General features: G+C 58.8%; 16 protein-coding genes, 1 tRNA gene and 2 rRNA genes. 14 read left to right on the top strand and 5 right to left on the bottom strand.

Annotated features, from left to right (window positions below; genetic code table 11):
• The first annotated feature begins 194 nt into the window (after window positions 1-194).
• Window positions 195-1,925 carry a histidine kinase N-terminal 7TM domain-containing protein gene (locus HTT03_RS08190; protein ID WP_174859362.1) on the top strand — a complete coding sequence of 577 codons (1,731 nt, stop codon included), beginning with the start codon at window positions 195-197 and terminating at the stop codon, window positions 1,923-1,925.
• Between the two features lie 35 nt (window positions 1,926-1,960).
• On the opposite strand, the gene amt is transcribed toward HTT03_RS08190, so the two are convergent.
• On the bottom strand, window positions 1,961-3,268 hold the full coding sequence (amt, locus tag HTT03_RS08185) for an ammonium transporter (protein ID WP_174859361.1): 1,308 nt from the start codon (window positions 3,266-3,268) through the stop codon (window positions 1,961-1,963).
• 267 nt (window positions 3,269-3,535) lie between these two features.
• Here amt and HTT03_RS08180 point away from each other — a divergent pair, with 267 nt between their 5' ends.
• From HTT03_RS08180 to HTT03_RS08145, 8 genes are all read left to right on the top strand, one after another.
• Entirely contained in the window at window positions 3,536-5,782 is a 2,247-nt protein-coding gene (locus tag HTT03_RS08180; protein WP_174859360.1) for a transglycosylase domain-containing protein, read from the top strand.
• Window positions 5,783-5,896: 114 nt separating this feature from the next.
• The gene (locus HTT03_RS08175) at window positions 5,897-7,633 is read left to right on the top strand and encodes a type I secretion system permease/ATPase (RefSeq protein ID WP_174859359.1); all 1,737 of its coding nucleotides are present in this window, start codon (window positions 5,897-5,899) and stop codon (window positions 7,631-7,633) included.
• Window positions 7,630-8,937: an HlyD family type I secretion periplasmic adaptor subunit gene (locus tag HTT03_RS08170; RefSeq protein WP_174859358.1), complete on the top strand. Its 1,308-nt coding sequence runs from the start codon at window positions 7,630-7,632 to the stop codon at window positions 8,935-8,937. Before HTT03_RS08175 ends, HTT03_RS08170 begins: the two co-directional genes overlap by 4 nt.
• Window positions 8,938-9,017: 80 nt before the next feature.
• Window positions 9,018-9,476, top strand: coding sequence for a RidA family protein (locus HTT03_RS08165; protein WP_174859357.1), 459 nt, complete (start codon window positions 9,018-9,020; stop codon window positions 9,474-9,476).
• Complete coding sequence (locus tag HTT03_RS08160) at window positions 9,473-10,231, top strand: glycerophosphodiester phosphodiesterase family protein (protein ID WP_174859356.1); 759 nt, start codon at window positions 9,473-9,475, stop codon at window positions 10,229-10,231. Before HTT03_RS08165 ends, HTT03_RS08160 begins: the two co-directional genes overlap by 4 nt.
• A gap of 47 nt (window positions 10,232-10,278) precedes the next feature.
• The gene (locus tag HTT03_RS08155) at window positions 10,279-11,466 is read left to right on the top strand and encodes a GNAT family N-acetyltransferase (RefSeq protein ID WP_174859355.1); all 1,188 of its coding nucleotides are present in this window, start codon (window positions 10,279-10,281) and stop codon (window positions 11,464-11,466) included.
• On the top strand, window positions 11,463-11,771 hold the full coding sequence (locus tag HTT03_RS08150; RefSeq protein WP_174859354.1) for a 4a-hydroxytetrahydrobiopterin dehydratase: 309 nt from the start codon (window positions 11,463-11,465) through the stop codon (window positions 11,769-11,771). Before HTT03_RS08155 ends, HTT03_RS08150 begins: the two co-directional genes overlap by 4 nt.
• Before the next feature lie 12 nt (window positions 11,772-11,783).
• Window positions 11,784-12,629 (top strand): mechanosensitive ion channel family protein, encoded by an 846-nt coding sequence (locus HTT03_RS08145; protein WP_174859353.1) that lies wholly within the window; start codon window positions 11,784-11,786, stop codon window positions 12,627-12,629.
• Between the two features lie 60 nt (window positions 12,630-12,689).
• Here the strand turns inward: HTT03_RS08145 and HTT03_RS08140 are convergent, their stop codons facing one another.
• Window positions 12,690-13,178: a peroxiredoxin gene (locus HTT03_RS08140; protein WP_174859352.1), complete on the bottom strand. Its 489-nt coding sequence runs from the start codon at window positions 13,176-13,178 to the stop codon at window positions 12,690-12,692.
• Window positions 13,179-13,264: 86 nt separating this feature from the next.
• On the opposite strand from HTT03_RS08140, the gene HTT03_RS08135 reads away from it, so the two are divergent.
• The 4 genes from HTT03_RS08135 to HTT03_RS18690 all read left to right on the top strand — a co-directional run bounded on the left by HTT03_RS08135 (window position 13,265) and on the right by HTT03_RS18690 (window position 16,832).
• A complete protein-coding gene (locus tag HTT03_RS08135) occupies window positions 13,265-14,470 on the top strand; it encodes an NAD(P)/FAD-dependent oxidoreductase (RefSeq protein WP_174859351.1) in 1,206 nt (401 codons plus the stop codon).
• Window positions 14,467-15,024, top strand: a complete 558-nt coding sequence (gene rsmD, locus HTT03_RS08130) for a 16S rRNA (guanine(966)-N(2))-methyltransferase RsmD (protein WP_174859350.1) — start codon at window positions 14,467-14,469, stop codon at window positions 15,022-15,024. The genes HTT03_RS08135 and rsmD overlap by 4 nt, the downstream gene beginning before the upstream one ends.
• Window positions 15,025-15,426: 402 nt before the next feature.
• Window positions 15,427-16,389, top strand: a complete 963-nt coding sequence (locus tag HTT03_RS18695; protein ID WP_343035747.1) for a recombinase family protein — start codon at window positions 15,427-15,429, stop codon at window positions 16,387-16,389.
• On the top strand, window positions 16,347-16,832 hold the full coding sequence (locus HTT03_RS18690) for a M15 family metallopeptidase domain-containing protein (protein ID WP_246253395.1): 486 nt from the start codon (window positions 16,347-16,349) through the stop codon (window positions 16,830-16,832). The genes HTT03_RS18695 and HTT03_RS18690 overlap by 43 nt, the downstream gene beginning before the upstream one ends.
• A gap of 78 nt (window positions 16,833-16,910) precedes the next feature.
• Here the strand turns inward: HTT03_RS18690 and HTT03_RS08120 are convergent.
• Window positions 16,911-16,987 (bottom strand) — tRNA-Met (locus HTT03_RS08120).
• A 249-nt stretch (window positions 16,988-17,236) separates the two neighbouring features.
• Window positions 17,237-17,351 (bottom strand): 5S ribosomal RNA (gene rrf / locus HTT03_RS08115).
• On the opposite strand from rrf, the gene HTT03_RS08110 reads away from it, so the two are divergent.
• Window positions 17,340-17,480, top strand: coding sequence for a hypothetical protein (locus HTT03_RS08110; RefSeq protein ID WP_174858001.1), 141 nt, complete (start codon window positions 17,340-17,342; stop codon window positions 17,478-17,480). The genes rrf and HTT03_RS08110 overlap by 12 nt on opposite strands.
• A 50-nt stretch (window positions 17,481-17,530) precedes the next feature.
• On the opposite strand, the gene HTT03_RS08105 is transcribed toward HTT03_RS08110, so the two are convergent.
• Window positions 17,531-20,198, bottom strand: a 23S ribosomal RNA gene (locus HTT03_RS08105); the annotation flags it as partial.

The raw sequence follows: 20,198 nt of genomic DNA, 5'->3' as shown, positions 1-20,198 counted from the left end.
GCTCGGGCGCGACCACGCGGCCGAGCGACCCTTTGGCGGGGCATGTCCCTGCTTGCGCCTTGATATCGCCTTGTTTGCGACCCAGTCAAAACAGAACTTGGTCCTTAATACGTGGTTGGTTAACATCACGTTAAAATAAGACATTCGAGGCAGAGATCATTTTCAGCGCCAGCTCCCTTTGCATCTATTTAGATGTGTCCCTGCCCGCCGTGCAGTTGGTCATTCTGACCGTTCTGCTCGTTGTGGCCTTGGGGTTTTGGGTGCAAAGCCACAGCAGCTTGCCCGGCAAACATTGGTATCTGCTGTCCAATGTCGCCATGGTCTGGTGGCTCGTCGCGGTTGGGCTGGAACTGTCAGCGCAGTCGGTCGGCTGTGCCATAAGGATCGCGCAGGGGGCATGGATCGGGATCGTCCTGCTGCCGACATTCTGGGCCTTTTTCCTTTATGAATACGCACTTGGCGTCAAAGTGCCGCGCTTGATCGTTCGCTGCGGGGTTTTCTGCGCGCCTGCGCTCATCCTGTTCGCCGCGCTTACCTCGGGTTGGCATCACGCTTTCTACGGGCCGAACACGCAGTTTGTGACCGACGGTGGAGCGCCCTATGTGTATTATGACCACGGCCCGCTGTTCTTTGTCGCGGTGGGCTATCTATATCTTGTCCTCATGGCCGCGATTGTCATCACCGGGCGTGCGGTTCTGACCTCGACTCCTGCGGTGCGCAGCTTCTTCCTCAAGCTCTTTGCGGGAACGAGCATTCCCGTCGCAGTGAACCTGTCCTATTTGATCGGGGATTTCTACTTTCTCGGGTCAGACCCCACGTCATTCTCCTTTGCGTTCTCGCTTATCCTTGTCGCTTGGCTGATCGCCGATAATCGCTGGATCGACGTCAACGCCATCGCCCGCGAGCTGCTGTTTTATAACTCAACAGACCCGGTCTTTGTGCTCAACCGCCTCGGCAAAGTGATCGAGACCAATCCGGCAGCGGCGGATCTTTTGACGCAGGACGATGCCTCTGCCCGCACGCAACTGGAGGATGGTGCGCTTGGACAGTTGATCACTCATCTTGTGCACCACAACACCCTGCCGGATGTGACCGATATCCAATGGGGCATGCGCCATTTCGCCGTGCGGGCACATGTGATTTCCTTGGGTGAGGGGCAAAAGAAGCTGGGCTGGGCCGTGGCGCTGCTGGATGTCACCACTCAAAAGATCGCGGCACAGAAAGCCATTGCGGCGGAACAGATGCAGTCACAGTTCCTCGCCACGGTCAGCCATGAGTTGCGCACGCCGCTGACGGTAATCAACGGATCACTGGGGCTTTTGGCCAGCGGCAACCCCAACTTAACTGATACCCAACGTGATCACCTGATGGACCGTGCGATCTGCAATACGGCCTCACTGACCAAACTAGTGAACGACCTTATTGATACGCAAAGCCTTCGCAACGCCGCTTTCAGCATGCAGTTCGTCGAATGTGATCTGATAGCGATCGTTTCGACCGCGACAGAGAATGCCGAAAGCCTGCAACCCGAGAAGAACATCACATTCACCTGCACCGTTGACGAGAAACCCCTGATGGTACGGGCAGACAGTGATAGGCTCGGCCAAGTTTTGGGCAACGTGCTGTCAAATGCGGTGAAATTCTCCAAACCCGGGGACGCGGTGGCGGTGACGGCGGGCCGTGCGGACGGAAACGCCGTGATCACTGTGACCGATCCGGGCTGTGGCATTCCGCCCAATTCAGAGACCAAGGTCTTTGCCCCTTTCTCTCAGCTTGATGCGTCAGACACGAAAACCGCCTATGGCAGCGGCTTGGGCCTGCATATCTCGCGCCAGATTATGGACCGCCATGGCGGCAGCATCCGCTATGTGAGCGCCCCCGGTGTCGGGACCACCTTTACCATAGCGCTGCCCTTGGCCGCTTGACGGCCCAGCCCAAACCGGGCCAGGCCGCGCCGATCCTACCCTCTGGCAAATTCAGGATAGGCTTCCATCCCTAACTCGGACATGTCCAACCCGGCGATCTCGGCCTCTTCGCTGACGCGGACGCCAAGGGTGGCCTTCAGCACCTGCCAAACCGCCAAGCTGGCGACAAAGACAAAGAGACCCACCATCCCAAAACCGGCGATCTGGGTCACAAAGGATGTGCCTTCGGTATAGACAGGCACCACCAGCGTCCCCCAAAAACCGGCAATCAGATGCACCGGGATTGCACCGACCACATCGTCGATCTTGAACCTGTCGAGCATCGGCACGGCCAAGACCACGATTGCTCCGCCAATTGCCCCGATCCAAAGCGCACCGAACAATGTCGGATCAAGCGGCCCGGCGGTGATCGACACCAGCCCCGCCAATGCGCCGTTCAGCACCATCGTCAGGTCAATTTTTCGGAACAACGCCTGTGTCAGCAGCAGCGCGGCCAAAGCACCCGCGGCGGCGGCCATATTGGTATTGGCAAAGATTTGCGCCACCGCATCCGCGTCTTCGATCGTGCCCATCGCCAATTGCGAAGCCCCATTGAAGCCGAACCACCCGAGCCAGAGGATGAATGTCCCCAGCGAGGCCAGCGCGAGGTTCGAGCCCGGCATCGGGATCACGCGGCCATCCCGGCTGTATTTGCCCAACCGCGGCCCTAACACGATGGCCCCCGCAAGCGCCGCAAAGCCGCCCGCCGCGTGAACAAGCGTCGATCCCGCGAAATCGCTGAACCCCATAGCGGACAAAAAGCCCCCGCCCCACTGCCAAGATGCTTCAATCGGGTAGATCAGCCCGGTCAGCACCATGACGAAAATAAAGAAGGGCCAGAGCTTGATCCGCTCGGCCAATGCGCCGGACACGATGGAGGCTGTGGTGGCACAGAACATCATCTGGAAAAAGAAGTCGGAGGCGTTGGAGTAGCCGCCCGCATCGATCTGAGAATTGATGTCTTTGGGGCCGAACGCGCCAAGGACACCGTCAATGATCCAGTTGCCCTCGCCCGGATACATAATGTTGTAGCCAAGCAGCCAATACATCACCGCCGCGATTGCAAAGAGCCCCATGTTCTTTGTCAGCTGCGTGGTAACATTCTTGGCGCGGACAAGACCTGCCTCCAGCATGGCAAAACCGGCGGCCATCCAAAACACAAGCACGCCGCCGATCAGAAACAGCAGTGTGTTAAAAATAAAGGTCGTGTCGGCCAAGGGCGCAAATTCGGCCTCTTGGGCCAAAGCAAGGGTGGGCAGCACGCTTAGCCCTGCAACAATGGGAACGGTTAGACTGGGTTTCATCGGATCATGTCCTATCTGCGGATCGAAAAGGCAAAGCGCAGCCGCGATCAGGCAACGCAGGACTAAGAGAGACGAAACCAAGGGCCAATTGCACAGTTTTGACGATGAAAGGGCCGCCCAGCGCCGAAGGGTGCCCAAAATTTCGGCGGGGCAGTAGAACCGCCCGAAAATTAATCAGACATTTGATGCCGATTGCGCCTTGCGGCGCTAAACAATCGGGCGCAGGCAGTTTAAGATGACGACAAAAATAGGCCGGGCAGCGAATTTATGAGTGACAAATCCAAGCGCAAACGTCCCTTGGTGGCTGACAAACGCTATGCGGGTAAGGCCAAACCCAAACCGCGCAAGCAGGCCAACACCCAAAAGCGTAAAGCCGCACCCGCGCGGCGCAAGGCAACCCGGAGCAGACGGCCCCGGCGTGGCGGTATCTTGGGGTTCTTCTCGGCTGTGGCGCGTTGGTTCTGGCGGCTGATCTGGACGATCACCTGGCGGCTTGGCCTAGTGGCCGCTCTCGCGCTCGCTTTGGCGGTTGGCTATACCTATACAACCATTCCTCCGCTGGAAAATCTGCTCGACGGGCGCGCCCGTGGTTCTGTCACCTTGCTGGACCGCGAAGGCGATGTGTTTGCGTGGCGCGGCGATCAGTTCGGCGGTGTGGTCACGGCGGATTCTGTTTCCAAACACCTGCGGAACGCGGTTATCGCGACCGAGGACAAACGCTTTTACAATCACCTTGGCGTCAGCCCACGCGGCATCGCCTCGGCGGTGCGCATCAACCTGAGCGAAGGGCGTGGCCCGTTGCAGGGGCATGGGGGGTCGACCATCACCCAACAGACGGCCAAGCTGCTCTGCCTGGGCGAGCCTTATGACCCAAGCTCTGGCCTGACGGAAAAGGAATACGAAGCCGATTGCCGCCGTTCATCGCTAGGGCGCAAGGCCAAGGAAGCGCTGTTCGCCATCGCGATGGAGCTGAAATACACCAAGAACGACATCCTGTCGGTCTATCTGAACCGCGCCTATATGGGCGGCGGTGCCTATGGGGCCGAAGCCGCAGCGCAGCGGTTCTTTGGCAAACCGTCTTCGGCGCTCTCCCCCGCCGAAGGGGCGATGCTGGCCGGTCTGCTGACCGCGCCTACCACTTTGTCACCCACCAACAACCTCGACCGTTCCCAAAACCGCGCTGCCACCGTGATCCGCCTGATGGAGGAACAGGGCTATCTGACAGCCGCCCAAGCAGAAGATGCCATCGCCAACCCGGCACAACTCTCTGAGGCAGCGGAAGCCGAAGCAGGCGGCTATTTCGCAGATTGGGTGATGTCGTCGGGGCCGGAGTTCTTTACCCGCAACACCACCGAAGACGTCATCATCAAAACCACCCTCGACCAGCGCATTCAACGCGCTGCCGAAGAGGGGCTGAAGTACGTTTTTGAGAACAAGGTCAAACCGGGTTCCAAGGCGCAGGCGGCGATCGTCGTCATGTCCGCAGACGGGGCGGTGCGGGCCTTGGTCGGCGGGCGCAAGACCAAGGTCGCGGGGGCATTCAACCGTGCCACGCAGGCAATGCGTCAGACCGGCTCCGCCTTCAAACCCTTCATCTATGCGGCAGCGCTCGATCTGGGCTATTCGCCCAATGATATCATCGTGGATGAGCCCTACTGCATTAATATCCCCGGCTCTGGTGAATGGTGCCCCAAGAACTACACCAAAAACTTCAAAGGCCCGGTGACGCTGACAGATGCGCTAAAGAATTCGTTGAACATTCCAGCGGTCAAAGTCTCTGAAAGCGTGGGGCGGGAAACTGTGAGCACAGTGGCCACACAGTTCGGCATCAAGAGCGATCTCGCTGCGGGTCCGGCTCTCGCACTTGGCGCGTCGGAGAGCACGCTGCTTGAGATGACGGGCGCCTATGCCGGTATCCTTAACGGTGGCTCTTCTGTTACGCCCTATGGTCTGATCGATCTGCGCCTTTTGGGGGAAACAGAGCCTCTGATGGGCACTGGCGGCGGCATCAACGAGCGGGTCATTCAAGAAGACGCCGCGCGGCAGTTGGTCTATATGATGGAAAAGGTGATCTCCGAAGGCACCGGCCAGCGGGCCAAATTCGGCGGGCGTCAACTCGCGGGCAAAACCGGCACCACCTCGGCCAACAAAGATGCTTGGTTCGTAGGCTTTTCTGCCGACTATGTGGCCGGGGTCTGGATGGGCTATGACGACAACACCCCGCTGACAGGGGTCACCGGGGGCGGATTGCCTGCCGAAGTCTGGCGCGAGACCATGAGCCGCGTGCATGAAGGCTTGCCGATCAAGGATCTGCCGATGATGGCCCCCGCACCGCGGAGCGATTTTGGCGAGGCTCAACCTGCCCCGCCTACGCCACAACCCCAGCCTCAACCGGGCGGCAACCGAGGCGGCGGTGCTGACAATGTGATCGACCGCGTGCTGCGCGATATCTTTGGCGGCGGCAGCAGCGGCAGCGGCGCAAGAGCCCCCGCGCCGAACCCTCTTGATCGCTAGCATGGGTGGCGGAAGCAAACGAAACTTGGCAATGAGATGTTAAAGCAATTATGCCTTTAACGACGCAGGGTGCGCGCAGCGGACTTAAGCTGTGGCGAAAGTCGAAAGGGTCCGATGCAAAGTGATGTGGTAAAAAGAGGCGCAGCAGAGCTCCGTCAGGTCCGCAAACGCAGTCGCGGGCTGTACTGGGCTGTGGCGCTGTTCAGTCTCTTTGCTAACCTGCTGATGCTGACCGGACCGCTCTATATGCTGCAGGTCTATGACCGCGTGCTGGGGTCCGGGTCTGAGGAAACGCTGATCGCGCTCTCCGTGCTGGTGGTCTTTCTCTATACCGTGATGGGCCTGTTGGACTATACCCGCGGTCGGATTATGGCCCGCGTCGGTGCGCGGTTCCAAGCGGCTCTTGATCGGCGGGTGTTTGATGCCGTTGTGCGCAAATCCGCCGTGGCTCCGGATGTGAAAACCAGTGCGGGGTTGGCCGATCTTGAAGCGGTGCAGCGGCTGATGACCTCCCCGGTTCTCATGGCCGCTTTTGACGCGCCTTGGACGCCGATTTTCTTTGCTGCGATCTTTCTGTTTCACCCCCTGTTGGGCTGGCTCGCCGTGATCGGCGCCTTGGTGCTTGTTGCCATCACCGTGGCCAATCAACTGCTGTCTCGTGAAAGCCAAGCCGAAGCGGGGGTCGCCGGGCAAGTGGCTGGAGCGATGTCTGATCAGATCCGCGTTGAAGCGGAAATGGTACAGGCTATGGGGATGCGCGACGCAGCCTTTGCCCGTTGGCAAAAGGCGCGGGGCCGGGCCTTGGAGCAGCAGGTGCGGGCCACCGATGTGGGCGGCACCTTTGCCTCTATGACCAAGACGCTACGGCTGTTTTTGCAATCGGCCATGTTGGGGCTGGGCGCGTGGCTGGTGTTAAAAAATGAAATGACCCCCGGCGCGATGATCGCAGGGTCAATCCTGCTAGGCCGGGCGCTGGCCCCGGTGGAACTGGCATTGAACCAATGGCCAGTCGTGCAGCGCGGGCGTTTGGGCTGGGCCAATCTGGCAGAGCTTTTGGGCGCCGTGGGGGTCGAGCCGGCCCGCACCGCCCTGCCCCAGCCAAAGGCGCGGCTCACCGCTAAGGGGCTGACCGTCGTGGCACCGGGCGAAAAGCAGGCGGCACTGAAATCCATCTCCTTTAAGGTTGAGCCGGGTCAAGCTGTTGGCGTGATCGGCCCCTCCGGCGCAGGCAAATCAACGCTGGCGCGGACTTTGACCGGGGTCTGGGCCCCCGCGGGTGGCTCGGTGCGGCTGGATGGCGCCGCGCTTGAGCATTACGGCACCGAAACCCTCGGCCGCCACATCGGCTACCTGCCGCAACGGGTGCAACTGTTTGACGGCACGATTGCGGAAAACATCGCGCGGCTGTCGCCGGAGCCGGATGATGCTAAAGTGGTCAAAGCCGCCAAGATGGCCGCGGCGCATGAGATGATCTTGGAACTGCCTGACGGTTATGACACGCAAATTCGCGCCGGTCAGGTGCGGCTGTCGGGCGGGCAAATGCAGCGGATCGGATTGGCCCGCGCGCTTTATGATGATCCGGTGATCGTGGTGCTGGATGAGCCGAACTCGAACCTCGACAACATCGGCAGTCAAGCGCTGAACCACGCCATCCGGCAGATGAAGTCCGATGGGCGCTCGGTGCTGATCATGGCGCATCGTCCAGCGGCCATTCAAGAATGTGATACGCTCTTGGTGCTCGACAGCGGGGTGCGTATGGCCTTTGGCCCCAAAGACGAGGTGCTTGCGGGCATGGTGAAAAACCACCGGGAAATCCAACAGGCTCCAGCCCATTCGGGGGGCGTGGTATGAGCGCGGATCGTGATCCTTGGTCGGCAACCCGCCCGGTCGTTTTGGGTTTCATCGGGTTGCTGGTGCTCTTCGGCGGTTTTGGCACTTGGGCGGTGACCAGCCAGATCGCAGGCGCGGTCGTCGCTTCGGGCCGGATCGAGGTGGACCGCAACCGTCAGATTGTGCAGCATGAGACCGGCGGCGTTGTGGCGGAGATCCTCGTGGATGAGGGCGACAGCGTGCAGGCCGGCGACACGCTGCTGCAATTGGATGCGCAGCAACTGACCTCGGAATTGGCAATCGTCGAAGGCCAGCTTTTTGAGTTGATGGCCCGCCGCGGACGGCTCGAAGCGCAACGCGATGAGGCGGATAGCATCGAATATGACAAAGACCTCATCGCTGCCGGTGCCGCCGATCCGGATGTGCAGGAGCTGATGAAAGGCCAGCGCAACCTCTTTGACGCGCGCCGCGTGTCGGTCGCGCAGGAGCTTGATCAACTGGCCAAACGCAGCCTGCAAATCGGGGCGCAGATCGAAGGCGTCGCCTCACAAGAAGTCGCACTGGCGCGGCAGTTGGAACTGATCGAAGAAGAACTGCGCAACCAACAATCCTTGCTGGACCGAGGGTTAACGCAATCCTCTGCCGTGTTGACATTGCAGCGTGAACAGGCCCGGCTAAGCGGGCAGATCGGGGAATTGTCGGCCCAAAAAGCGCAACTGCAAGAACGCGTGACCGAGATCGACATTGAGCGGCTCAAGCTTGGCTCGGCGGGGCGCGAAGAAGCCATCACCCGCCTGCGCGACCTGCGTTACCGCGAATTGGAACTGGCCGAACAACGCCGCGCCCTGCTGGCTGAGATTGACCGGCTCGACATCCGCGCGCCGGTGTCGGGAGTGATCTATGCCATGCAGGTGCAAACCCCCCGTTCGGTCGTGCGGGCGGCAGAGCCGCTGATGTATCTTGTCCCCCAAGACCGTCCGCTGGTGATCGCCGCACGGGTGCAAACGATCCACGTGGATCAGGTGGCGGTTGGGCAAGACGTCAAACTGCGTCTCTCGGCGCTCAACCAACGCACCACGCCCGAATTGGTGGGCCGGGTGCTGCAAGTCTCTGCCGACGCCATTGAGGATGACGCCACGGGGCAGCCCTATTACCGCGCCGAAATCGCCCTGAACCCCGGCGAGACCGACAAACTCGCCGAAGGCACGATCCTCTTGCCCGGCATGCCGGTAGAGGCCTTTATCCGCACGGGCGAACGCTCCCCCATGGCCTATCTTGTCAAACCGCTGGCCGATTACTTCGCTCGCGCCTTCCGGGAAAGTTAAACGCAGTCCGCCGGGGGCTTTTCCTTTACGGATGGGGCGGCTAGCGTCGCGGCATCGTTTGAAGGTAAAGGAATAGCCTCATGTCACTGACCGCCCGCCTTGCAGATCTTGGCATCACCCTGCCCGACGCCCCCGCCCCTGCGGCGAACTATGTGCCCTTTGTGGTTACCGGCAACACGGTTTACGTGTCGGGCCAAATCTCCAACGGGCCGGACGGGCTGATCACCGGACGTCTGGGCGATAATATGGATGTGAACGCAGGCGCTGCCGCCGCGCGAACCTGTGCGCTGAGCCTGCTGGCGCAGGTCCGCGCCGCTTGCGATGGTGATCTGGACCGCCTTAAGCGGGTGGTCAAGCTGACTGGCTTCGTGAACTCCACCGCCGATTTCACCGACCAACCCAAAGTCATCAACGGCGCGTCTGATTTCATGGTCGAAGCGCTCGGCGATGTGGGCCGTCATGCCCGCTCGGCTGTTTCGGCGGCATCTCTGCCACTGGGCGTGGCGGTTGAAATCGAAGGCGTTTTCGAGATCGAATGACCCTCCCCGCCGCCTTTCTGCGCCAACCACTGGCGCACCGCGCGTTGCACGACCTGTCGAAAGGGCGGCCAGAAAACAGCCGCGCGGCCATCCGCGCGGCGATTGACGCGGGATTTGGCATTGAGATCGACCTGCAACTGAGCGCCGATGGGCAGGCGATGGTCTTTCACGATTACGCATTGGACCGTCTGACCTCCGAGAAAGGCGCGATCAGGCTGCGCAGTGCAGCCGAACTGGCCGCGATCCCGCTCCGGGGTGGTGATGAGACGATACCGTCTTTGTGCGAGGTGCTGGACCTTGTGGCCGGGCAAGTCCCCCTGCTGGTCGAGTTCAAGGATCAAGACGGCGGCATGGGGCCAAATATTGGCGTCCTTGAAACCGCAGCCGCTGGCCTGATCTCGCGCTATGACGGACCGTTGGCGGTCATGTCATTCAACCCCCATTCCGTTGCCGAACTGGCGCGTCTTTTACCTGATATCCCACGCGGGATCACCACCAGCGCCTATCGCTATGGCGACTGGCCGCTGCCCAAGAAAACCTGCGACCGTCTGCGGGATATCCCGGATTACACCGCCAGTGGGGCTTGTTTCATCAGCCATGAGGCCGATGATCTGAACCGCCCCCGCGTGGCCGAGTTGAAAGCAAATGGCGCTGCCGTGCTGTGCTGGACGATCCGCAGCCCCGTTGAGGAAAAGACCGCGCGGCAGGTCGCGCAGAACATCACCTTTGAGGGCTATCTGCCACAGCACCCTTGATCCGCAATCCATCGGCCACACATAGGACGTAGAGCAGGCAAGGTACCATGAGCGCACAAGAAATCGAGATTACCGTGGTGCCGGAACTGGCCCAGATCGGCCAGCCGGACTGGGACGCCTGCGCCTGCCCTGAGGCCGCAGAGGGTGGCCGCCCGCGTGATCCTTTCACCACCTATCGCTTCCTTTCTGCTTTGGAACGCAGCGGCTCGGTCGGCCCTGGCACCGGATGGCAGCCGCAGTATCTGGTCGCCCGCATCGCCGGTCAGGTGATCGCCGTCGCGCCGATGTATGCCAAATCCCACAGTCAGGGCGAATATATCTTTGACCACAATTGGGCCCATGCCTATGAGCGCGCGGGCGGGCGCTACTACCCCAAGCTACAGATCGCCGTGCCCCATACGCCTGCCACCGGGCGGCGGTTTTTGGTACGGCCCGGTTTTGAGGAATCGGGCATGGCGGCACTGATACAAGGTGCCGTGCAACTGACTGACAACAATGCGTTGTCCTCGCTTCACGTAACCTTTTGTACCGGCCAAGAAGCCGAGCGGGCGCAAGATTTCGGCCTGATGACGCGCAAAAGCCAACAGTTTCACTGGCGCAACGAAGGCTATGCGGATTTCGACGGCTTCCTTGCCAGCCTGTCCTCGCGCAAACGCAAGAACATCCGCAAAGAACGCGCACAGGCGCAAGACTTCGGCGGCAGCATCCAGACCTTTACCGGCGACAAAATCGAACCGGAACATTGGGACGCCTTTTGGCAGTTCTACCAAGATACTGGCGCACGAAAATGGGGCTCGCCCTATCTGACACGCGCATTCTTTGATCACGCGCAAGAGGACCTGCGCGATGACATCGCTTTGGTATTGGCCGAGCGGGAGGGTCGCTGGGTTGCGGGCGCGCTGAATTTCGTCGGGGCCGATACCCTCTATGGCCGCTACTGGGGCTGCACCGAACACCACCCGTTTTTGCACTTCGAACTGTGCTACTATCAGGCAATGGACTTCGCCATCGCGCATGGCTTGGGCCGGGTCGAAGCTGGCGCACAGGGCGAACACAAGCTCGCGCGGGGCTATCTGCCAACCCCCACATGGTCGTTGCACTGGATGCGCGACCCGGGCTTTGCCGCTGCGGTCGGGGAATACCTGCAAGCCGAAGCGCAGGCTGTGGACGAAGAGATCAGCGTTCTGACGGACTATGGCCCTTTCAAGAAAACCAAGATCGAGGAACAGGAATGACCGAGAGATTGAGCCCAGAAACCCGCAAGACCCTCCTGCAACCGCTGTTTGATACCGGCTGGGAAATGGTCGAGGGCCGCGATGCCATTCACAAGACGTTTAAGTTCCATGATTTCACCGATGCCTTTGGCTGGATGACGCGGGTGGCAATCTGGGCCGAAAAATGGAATCACCATCCCGAATGGCGCAACGTTTACAATCGTGTAACGGTGACGCTCATCACACATGACGTGGACGGGCTAAGTTCGCTCGATGCGAAACTGGCGCGCAAGATGGATGGTCTCTTTGGGGCCGAGAAAGACTGACGGAGAGACCGAATGGAAGACTTGTTTGCAACCGAACTTTGGCAAGGCAAAACCCTCGCCGATCTGCTCACGCTGGAGTTTTTAGTCAGCGCTGTCGGGTCGGTGATTGGCGCGATCGTGATCCTGCTTTTGGGCTGGATCATTTCAAGCTGGTTGCAAAATAGGGTCGAGAACCTCGGCAGACGCAACAAACATCTCGACGAGATGCTGTTTGAATTTCTCGCCTCCATCGTGCGCTATGTGGTGTTGGGCTTTACGGTCCTGTTTGTGCTCAACACCTTTGGGGTCAAGACAACCTCGGTCGTGGCGGTCATCGGTGCGGCGGGTCTGGCGATTGGTCTGGCGTTGCAGGGCACACTGTCCAATGTGGCGGCAGGCGTCATGTTAATCCTGTTCCGCCCCATAAAGATCGGCGATTTCGTCGAGATCGCGGACGAAATGGGCACGGTCAAACAGATCAACCTGAACTATACGATCCTTGCTGATCTAAGCAACGTGCAGATCATTGTGCCGAATTCCGAAGTTTGGGGCAACGTCATCACAAATTACTCCGTCAATCCCACCCGCCGCGCGGAATGGACCTTTGGCGTGGGCTATGACGCGAACCTTAAAACCGCCGAAGAGATCATCCGCAACACCATCATGGCCGACCCCCGCGCCCATACCGATCCCGAGCCCTTCATTCAGGTGACCAACCTCAATGACAGTTCCGTCGATTTCCTCGTTCGGGTCTGGTGCAGCGCTGATGACCACTTTGGATTCAAGGCCGATATGACCCGCAAGGTCAAAGAGGCGCTGGACGAAGGAGGCGTTAACATCCCCTTCCCCACACGCACCATTGTGCAGGCGGCCGAATAAGGCAGCAGTCACCGCCTCATGCAATCAAGCGCCCGGCCTCATGCGCCGGGCGCTCGTTTTTTACATATTCTCTAGCAGAGCCTCGCCGCCTGATACCTCGCAAACGCCGGGGTTGTCCTCGGGCTGCCACAGCACCACTTTGCCATCCTCCACCAGCATCGCATAGCGCTTGGAGCGTCCGACCAGCCCAGCAGGCGCAGCGTCAAAATCCATACCAATGGCGCGGGTGAACTCGCTGCTCGCATCGGCCAGCATGGTGATCCCCGCCTCCGTTGCGCCTGTCGCCTCACCCCATGCCTTCATCACGAAGGGATCGTTGCACGATACGCAGATCACCTCGTCCACCCCTTTGGCGTCAAACTGATCCTTGGTACGCACAAAGCTCGGCACATGGGCCGAATGGCAGGTCGGGGTAAAAGCGCCTGGCACCGCGAAGATCACAACTTTGCGCCCTTTGACCTTATCGGTCAGTTGCACCTGCTCTGGCCCCTCAGCGCCCATTTGCACCAACGTTGCGTCCGGCAGCGTGTCACCTTGTGAAATCGTCATGGATTGCCTCTCCTGTCATTGTGGTTGTCTTGGCCCCAGATATAGGCTTTGACCGGGTTTGAGACCAGATCAATCGGGGGTAACAGATGCAGCATGTGGTGGCGATCGGAGCCGGACAGGCAGGCGCGTCCTGCGTGGCCAAACTGCGCAACAGCGGGTTTGACGGAAAGATCACGCTCATCGGTGCCGAGCCCTGCCTGCCCTACCAACGCCCCCCACTGTCCAAAGGCTACCTCTTAGGCGAGATGGCGCTGGAGCGGTTGTTCCTACGGCCTGAATCCTTCTACGCCGATCAGGACATCGCGTTGATGACTGACTGTCTTGTCACCGCAATTGACCCGACAGCGCGCAGCATCACGACGACAAACGGCCCCCTTTCATATGACGAATTGGTGCTCACCACGGGCTCCACCCCACGCCGCCTGCCCGCGGCCATCGGCGGCACGTTGGACGGCGTTTTCACCGTGCGCGACCTTGCGGATGTGGATGCCATGGCACCGCGCTTCATCGCCGGGGCCAAGGTGCTGATCGTCGGCGGCGGCTATATCGGACTTGAGGCCGCCGCAGTCGCTGCCAAACTGGGGCTGGAGGTCACGCTCATTGAAATGGCTGACCGCATTCTCCAACGTGTCGCCGCCCCCGAAACCAGCGACTTCTTCCGCGCGCTTCATGAAAACCACGGCGTCACACTACGCGAGGGGGTGGGCTTGGAAGGGCTGTTGGGCCAAGACCACGTCACCGGCGCCCGGCTCAGCGATGGCACGGAGATCGCCACCGATTTCGTCATCACCGGCGTCGGCATCGACCCCAACACGGCATTGGCCAGCGCCGCCGGGCTCGACATCGACAACGGCATCGCAGTCGATGCCCAAGGCCGCAGCAGCGCACCCCATATCTGGGCCGCGGGGGACTGCACCTCCTTCCCCTATCGCGGCAGCCGCATTCGTTTGGAAAGCGTGCCGAACGCGATCGATCAGGCCGAATGTGTCGCGGAGAACATCGTCGGTGCAGGCAAGGACTATGTCGCAAAACCGTGGTTCTGGTCGGATCAATACAACGTCAAACTCCAGATCGCTGGCCTCAACACAGGCTACGACCGCGTGGTCAGCCGGCGCGATGACAGCAGCACCTCGTTCTGGTACTACAAGGGCAACACCCTTCTCGCAGTGGACGCGATGAACGACCCACGCGGCTATATGGTCGGCAAACGTCTCATTGAGGCGGGCAAATCGCCCGACCCTGCCATGGTGGCCGACCCCAAAACCGACCTTAAAACCCTTCTGAAACAATGAGGATCATCGCCGGAAAATACCGAGGTCGACCACTCGCTTCACTGGGCAAAGGCGACACCGCCGCGCATCTGCGCCCCACCTCTGACCGCGTCCGCGAAAGCCTCTTTTCGATGCTCACCCACCATGACGTGATCGAAAACGCTCGGGTGCTCGACCTTTTCGCCGGGACGGGCGCTCTGGGTTTCGAAGCCCTCTCGCGCGGCGCTGATACAGTCTGCTTTGTTGAAAACGGACGGGTCGGGCAACGGCTGATCGCGCAAAACATGGAAACCCTGCACTGCGGCGCGGCCTGCACGTTAAACCGCACGGACGCCACGAAACTCGGCCCCTGCCCAGCGTCCCCCTTTGATCTGGTTTTCCTAGACCCGCCCTACGGCAAATCCACGGGTCAGAAAGCCCTCACCGCCGCCGCGCATGGCGGCTGGCTCGCCCCCGACGCAATGATTGTATGGGAGGAAAGCGCCCCCATGACCGCCCCCGAAAGCTTTACGAAACTCGACAGCCGCAAATACGGCGACACCCATGTCACCCTACTTCGCTACAAAGCCCTTTAACTCTTCCTTCATCCTTTTAAAAATACCCGCGGGGGAGCAGCCATAGGCTGCGGGGGCAGCGCCCCCAAATGCGCAAAGCCTTCCCCCGCACACCGCTCTTAACCGCAGGCGTAGACGTCCACACAACGACAAATATCATCTTCAGCGATATAGATGAAGTGGTCCCATTTTTTCGGACAGGTTTGCAGCGTTTCAAAGGGGTATCGGTTTTAGTTTTTCATTCTGCTTTTCCAAACCCTCTGGACCTGTCGCAGTTTGATGCCGCTCCTTTGATAGCATTTACTGCAACAAAGGAGCGGCATCAAACTGCGACAGGTCCATCACTCCACACAACCCATCCGCGTTGCTATCTATGCACGCTACTCGACCGATCTGCAGAATCCGACATCGATCGATGACCAAGTGCGACAGTGCCGACAGCATGCGGACCGACAGGACGGTTGGACCGTGGTGGAAGTGTTCCAAGATGTGGCGATAAGCGGCGCGACGCGCGGTCGTGCGGGTTTAGAGGCGTTGGAGGACTTCGTCGCCGGAGGCGGTTGCGACGTCGTCCTATTCGAACACCTGGACAGGTTGGCGCGCGACCTTGAAGTGTTGATGCTTTTCTACAAACGAGCACAGCACGCCGATGTGGAGATGCACCAGCTTCATCGTGGCAAGCTGGGTATCTTCGATATCGGGATTCTCGGCACTTTCGCCCAGCTATTTCTGGAAGAACTGTCACACAAGACCCGCCGCGGCCTCACCGGCCGTGCAGAAGCCGGCAAGAACACTGGAGGGCGAGCCTACGGGTATCGTTCGAAAGCGCTGCCTCAGCGCGACGGTAAGTCAGATGGCAGTGTCATGGAGATTGAGCCCGAAGAAGCCACTATCGTGCGCCGCATCCTCACAGAATACGCTGCAGGCAAGTCCCCGAGCCAGATCGCTGCCGATCTCAATGCGGCGTCGGTCCCTGCCCCGCGCGGGCGCGGCGCAGGCAGTGGTCACTGGAGGGCCAATACGATCTACGGACACCGGACCCGCGGCACAGGTATTCTCAACAACGAACTCTATATTGGGCAGCACATCTGGAACCGGCAACGCTATTCCAAACACCCTGAGACCGGCAAACGCGTTTCCAAGCCCAACCCGCCCGAAGACTGGCTGATCACAGAGAAGCCAGAACTGCGGATCATCGATGAGGCACTCTGGAGAAGGGTCAAGGAACGCCAAGAGGGAATTGACGGCCAACGCACACGGGCCGAAGCCAAGGGCCGCACCGGAGTCGGTGCCGCTACTACTGCGCCAACCACAAGGAGAAGGGGAAGTCTGTCTGCACAGGTATGCCTGGCCTGTCCGAGACCGACGCAGCCGAAAGCATCCTGAGCGGTCTGCGCACAGGTCTGATGCAAGACGCCGCCTATGAGGATTTTCGGAAGAAGTTTGTCGAAAAAATCCGCGCCCAAGAGCATGAGACCGGTGAAGCCCTGCGCCGGCACGATGACCGGATTCGGGAGACGAAGAAGACCCACGCCAACTTGGTGCGCGCGGTCGAGGGCGGCACCTTTTCAGAGGCCCTGATCGAACGGCTGAATGCGGTGGATACAGATCTGAAGGCACTGAGGGTCGAGCGGGAAGCACTTGTCCCCATTCCCATCGATCTGCCGGAAGACCTGCCCGCCCTCTACAGATCCTATGTGGCTGATCTCGCAAGCACGCTATCGGATGAGGTAGTGGCAGGCTCCGCTGCTGACGAACTCCACACTTCGATCGACACGGTGGTGGTGAGCTGGGACGAGCAGAAGGCACATCACGAGCGCGACATCTAAGGTAAGCTGCTGGAACTGTTGACCTTTCGGACAGCAAAAAGGCCGCTACCCTTTCGGATGCGGCCCATTCGCTAAAGCTGGTTGCGGGAGTAGGATTTGAACCTACGACCTTCAGGTTATGAGCCTGACGAGCTACCGGGCTGCTCCATCCCGCGCCAATACCCTTCACTTAGACTTATAGTGCGGGAGCTGCAAGGGCATTCGTACATAGAGTTTCGATTTTTCTTGAGATTCTTCGGAGCGCCCTTACCTTGCGCTCAGCCTAAATTCGAGGGTAAGTCTCGGGGTATAGAGAAGGCTTTGATTACGCCCCCCCCAAACGCAAAACCGCCACAGCTTTGTGCTGCGGCGGTTTTGTGTGTTTTGTCTCGTATTGAGAGATACTGTTATCAGGAACTTATTAGGTTTGGCGATGACCTACTCTCCCACGTCTTAAGACGCAGTACCATCGGCGCTACGGCACTTAACGGCTGGGTTCGGGATGGGACCAGGTGTTTTGCTCGCGCTATGATCACCAAACCAAATAAATTCCTGCAGCGCTTTGCTCTGCAGCAGCGGCGGCGGGAAGCGGGGTATCCGAAGGATGCCCGTTCCCGCTCCGTCTTCATGGAGCGCAAAGCGTTGTTTGTCCAAGTCATGTACGACTGATTGTATGTGTATGCTTTTGACCAGCTTAAGCAGTCTTGCTTCTACTGGATCAAATCAAGCCTATCGAGCAATTAGTACCAGTCAACTGAACGTATTACTACGCTTACATCTCTGGCCTATCGACGAGGTGGTCTACCTCGGCTCTCAGGGATACCTTGTTTTGAGGGGGGCTTCCCGCTTAGATGCCTTCAGCGGTTATCCTGTCCGATCATAGCTACCCAGCACTGCTATTGGCATAACAACTGGTCCACCAGTGGATCGTTCACCCCGGTCCTCTCGTACTAGGGGCAACTCCTCTCAAGTATCCTACACCCACGGAAGATAGGGACCGAACTGTCTCACGACGTTCTAAACCCAGCTCACGTACCTCTTTAAACGGCGAACAGCCGTACCCTTGGGACCTGCTCCAGCCCCAGGATGAGATGAGCCGACATCGAGGTGCCAAACACTGCCGTCGATATGGACTCTTGGGCAGTATCAGCCTGTTATCCCCGGCGTACCTTTTATCCGTTGAGCGATGGCCCTCCCACTTGGGACCACCGGATCACTATGGCCGTCTTTCGACTCTGCTCGACTTGTCAGTCTCGCAGTCAGGCTGGCTTCTGCCATTGCACTCAACGAGCGATTTCCGACCGCTCTGAGCCAACCTTCGCGCGCCTCCGTTACGATTTAGGAGGCGACCGCCCCAGTCAAACTACCCGCCACACAGGGTCCCGGAACCGGATAACGGTCCGCGGTTAGACATCAAGCAGAACAAGGGTGGTATCTCAAGGGAGGCTCCACCGAGACTGGCGTCTCGGTTTCAAAGCCCACCACCTATCCTGCACATGTTCGGCCTAATGCCAGTGTGAAGCTGTAGTAAAGGTGCACGGGGTCTTTCCGTCTAACCGCGGGTAACCGGCATCTTGACCGGTAATTCAATTTCGCTGAGTCTATGTTGGAGACAGCGGGGAAGTCGTTACGCCATTCGTGCAGGTCGGAACTTACCCGACAAGGAATTTCGCTACCTTAGGACCGTTATAGTTACGGCCGCCGTTTACCTGGGCTTCAATTCAGAGCTCTCACCCCTCCTTTTAACCTTCAGGCACCGGGCAGGCGTCAGACCCTATACGTCGTCTTACGACTTCGCAGAGCCCTGTGTTTTTAATAAACAGTCGCCACCCCCTGGTTTGTGCCCCCAGCCCCTAGTTGCCTAGGAACCGGGCCTCCTTCTCGCGAACTTACGGAGGTATTTTGCCGAGTTCCTTCAACATAGTTCTCTCAAGCGCCTTGGTATTCTCTACCTGTCCACCTGTGTCGGTTTAGGGTACGATCTAGCGATGGAGCTATTTCCAGGGACCTCTAAGCAGCCCATTCAATCCGATAAGGATGAACTACCTTTGAGATCCGTCACTTCCATCTGGCCCAGGAATATTAACCTGGTTCCCATCGACTACGCCTTTCGGCCTCGCCTTAGGGGTCGGCTTACCCTGCTCAGATTAGCTTTAAGCAGGAACCCTTGGACTTTCGGCGAGAGTGTCTCTCACACTCTTTGTCGCTACTCATGTCATCATTCTCACTAGTGATCTCTCCACCGGATCGCTCACGCGCCGGCTTCACAGAAAGCTCCGCGTGTCCAATACGTCCCGAAGGACGATAAGGACACATGGAACTATGTCACACTACGCTCTGCTACCATGCAATAAATGCATCCTAAGCTTCGGCTCATGGCTTGAGCCCCGTTACATCTTCGCCGCAAGACAACTTATTTAGACCAGTGAGCTGTTACGCTATCTTTAAAGGATGGCTGCTTCTAAGCCAACCTCCTGGTTGTTTTGGTCGTCTCACCTGCTTTCCCACTTAGCCATGAATTAGGGGCCTTAGCTGTAGGTTAGGGTTGTTTCCCTCTCCACGACGGACGTTAGCATTCGCCGTGTGTCTGCCGACTAGTACTCCTCGGTATTCGGAGTTTGGTTAGGATCAGTAAGCCTGTGGGGCCCCATTACCCATCCAGTGCTCTACCCCCGAGGGTATTCGGTCGACGCTCTACCTAAATAGATTTCGCAGAGAACCAGCTATCTCCGAGTTTGATTGGCCTTTCACCCCTAGGCACAGCTCATCCCGATCTTTTTCAACAGATGTGGGTTCGGTCCTCCAATAAGTGTTACCTTATCTTCAACCTGGCCATGCCTAGATCACTCGGTTTCGGGTCTGATCCCACGAACTCGACGCCCTATTAAGACTCGCTTTCGCTGCGCCTACACCTAACGGCTTAAGCTTGCTCGTGAGACCAAGTCGATGACCCATTATACAAAAGGTACGCTGTCACATCGCAAGGATGCTCCAACTGATTGTAGGCGTTCGGTTTCAGGTACTGTTTCACTCCCCTCGTCGGGGTGCTTTTCACCTTTCCCTCACGGTACTGGTTCACTATCGGTCAGTAAGGAGTACTTAGCCTTCGAAGGTGGTCCTCCGATCTTCAGACAGGATTTCACGTGTCCCGCCCTACTTAATACGTCCAATCATGCTTCTTATACGGGACTATCACCCACTTTGGTTGCGCATTCCAACGCATTCTAATCACACTCATGGCTCGGCTGGTCCCCGTTCGCTCGCCGCTACTAGGGGAGTATCATATTGATTTCCTTTCCTCCGGGTACTTAGATGTTTCAGTTCCCCGGGTTTGCCTTTTTAAGCCTATATATTCAGCCTAAAAATACCTGTTTTACCTCATTATTA

This window comes from Sulfitobacter maritimus (genome assembly GCF_013346665.1).
Classification (GTDB): Bacteria; Pseudomonadota; Alphaproteobacteria; order Rhodobacterales; family Rhodobacteraceae; genus Sulfitobacter; species Sulfitobacter maritimus.
This window is presented reverse-complemented; position numbering and strand designations above follow the sequence as displayed.

Coding starts and splice junctions, on each gene's coding strand:
- amt (WP_174859361.1), bottom strand. CDS start 3,268: ATGAAACCCAGTCTAACCGTTCCCATTGTTGCAGGGCTAAGCGTGCTG.
- HTT03_RS08180 (WP_174859360.1), top strand. CDS start 3,536: ATGAGTGACAAATCCAAGCGCAAACGTCCCTTGGTGGCTGACAAACGC.
- HTT03_RS08175 (WP_174859359.1), top strand. CDS start 5,897: ATGCAAAGTGATGTGGTAAAAAGAGGCGCAGCAGAGCTCCGTCAGGTC.
- HTT03_RS08170 (WP_174859358.1), top strand. CDS start 7,630: ATGAGCGCGGATCGTGATCCTTGGTCGGCAACCCGCCCGGTCGTTTTG.
- HTT03_RS08165 (WP_174859357.1), top strand. CDS start 9,018: ATGTCACTGACCGCCCGCCTTGCAGATCTTGGCATCACCCTGCCCGAC.
- HTT03_RS08160 (WP_174859356.1), top strand. CDS start 9,473: ATGACCCTCCCCGCCGCCTTTCTGCGCCAACCACTGGCGCACCGCGCG.
- HTT03_RS08155 (WP_174859355.1), top strand. CDS start 10,279: ATGAGCGCACAAGAAATCGAGATTACCGTGGTGCCGGAACTGGCCCAG.
- HTT03_RS08150 (WP_174859354.1), top strand. CDS start 11,463: ATGACCGAGAGATTGAGCCCAGAAACCCGCAAGACCCTCCTGCAACCG.
- HTT03_RS08145 (WP_174859353.1), top strand. CDS start 11,784: ATGGAAGACTTGTTTGCAACCGAACTTTGGCAAGGCAAAACCCTCGCC.
- HTT03_RS08140 (WP_174859352.1), bottom strand. CDS start 13,178: ATGACGATTTCACAAGGTGACACGCTGCCGGACGCAACGTTGGTGCAA.
- HTT03_RS08135 (WP_174859351.1), top strand. CDS start 13,265: ATGCAGCATGTGGTGGCGATCGGAGCCGGACAGGCAGGCGCGTCCTGC.
- rsmD (WP_174859350.1), top strand. CDS start 14,467: ATGAGGATCATCGCCGGAAAATACCGAGGTCGACCACTCGCTTCACTG.
- HTT03_RS18690 (WP_246253395.1), top strand. CDS start 16,347: ATGCCTGGCCTGTCCGAGACCGACGCAGCCGAAAGCATCCTGAGCGGT.
- HTT03_RS08110 (WP_174858001.1), top strand. CDS start 17,340: ATGATCACCAAACCAAATAAATTCCTGCAGCGCTTTGCTCTGCAGCAG.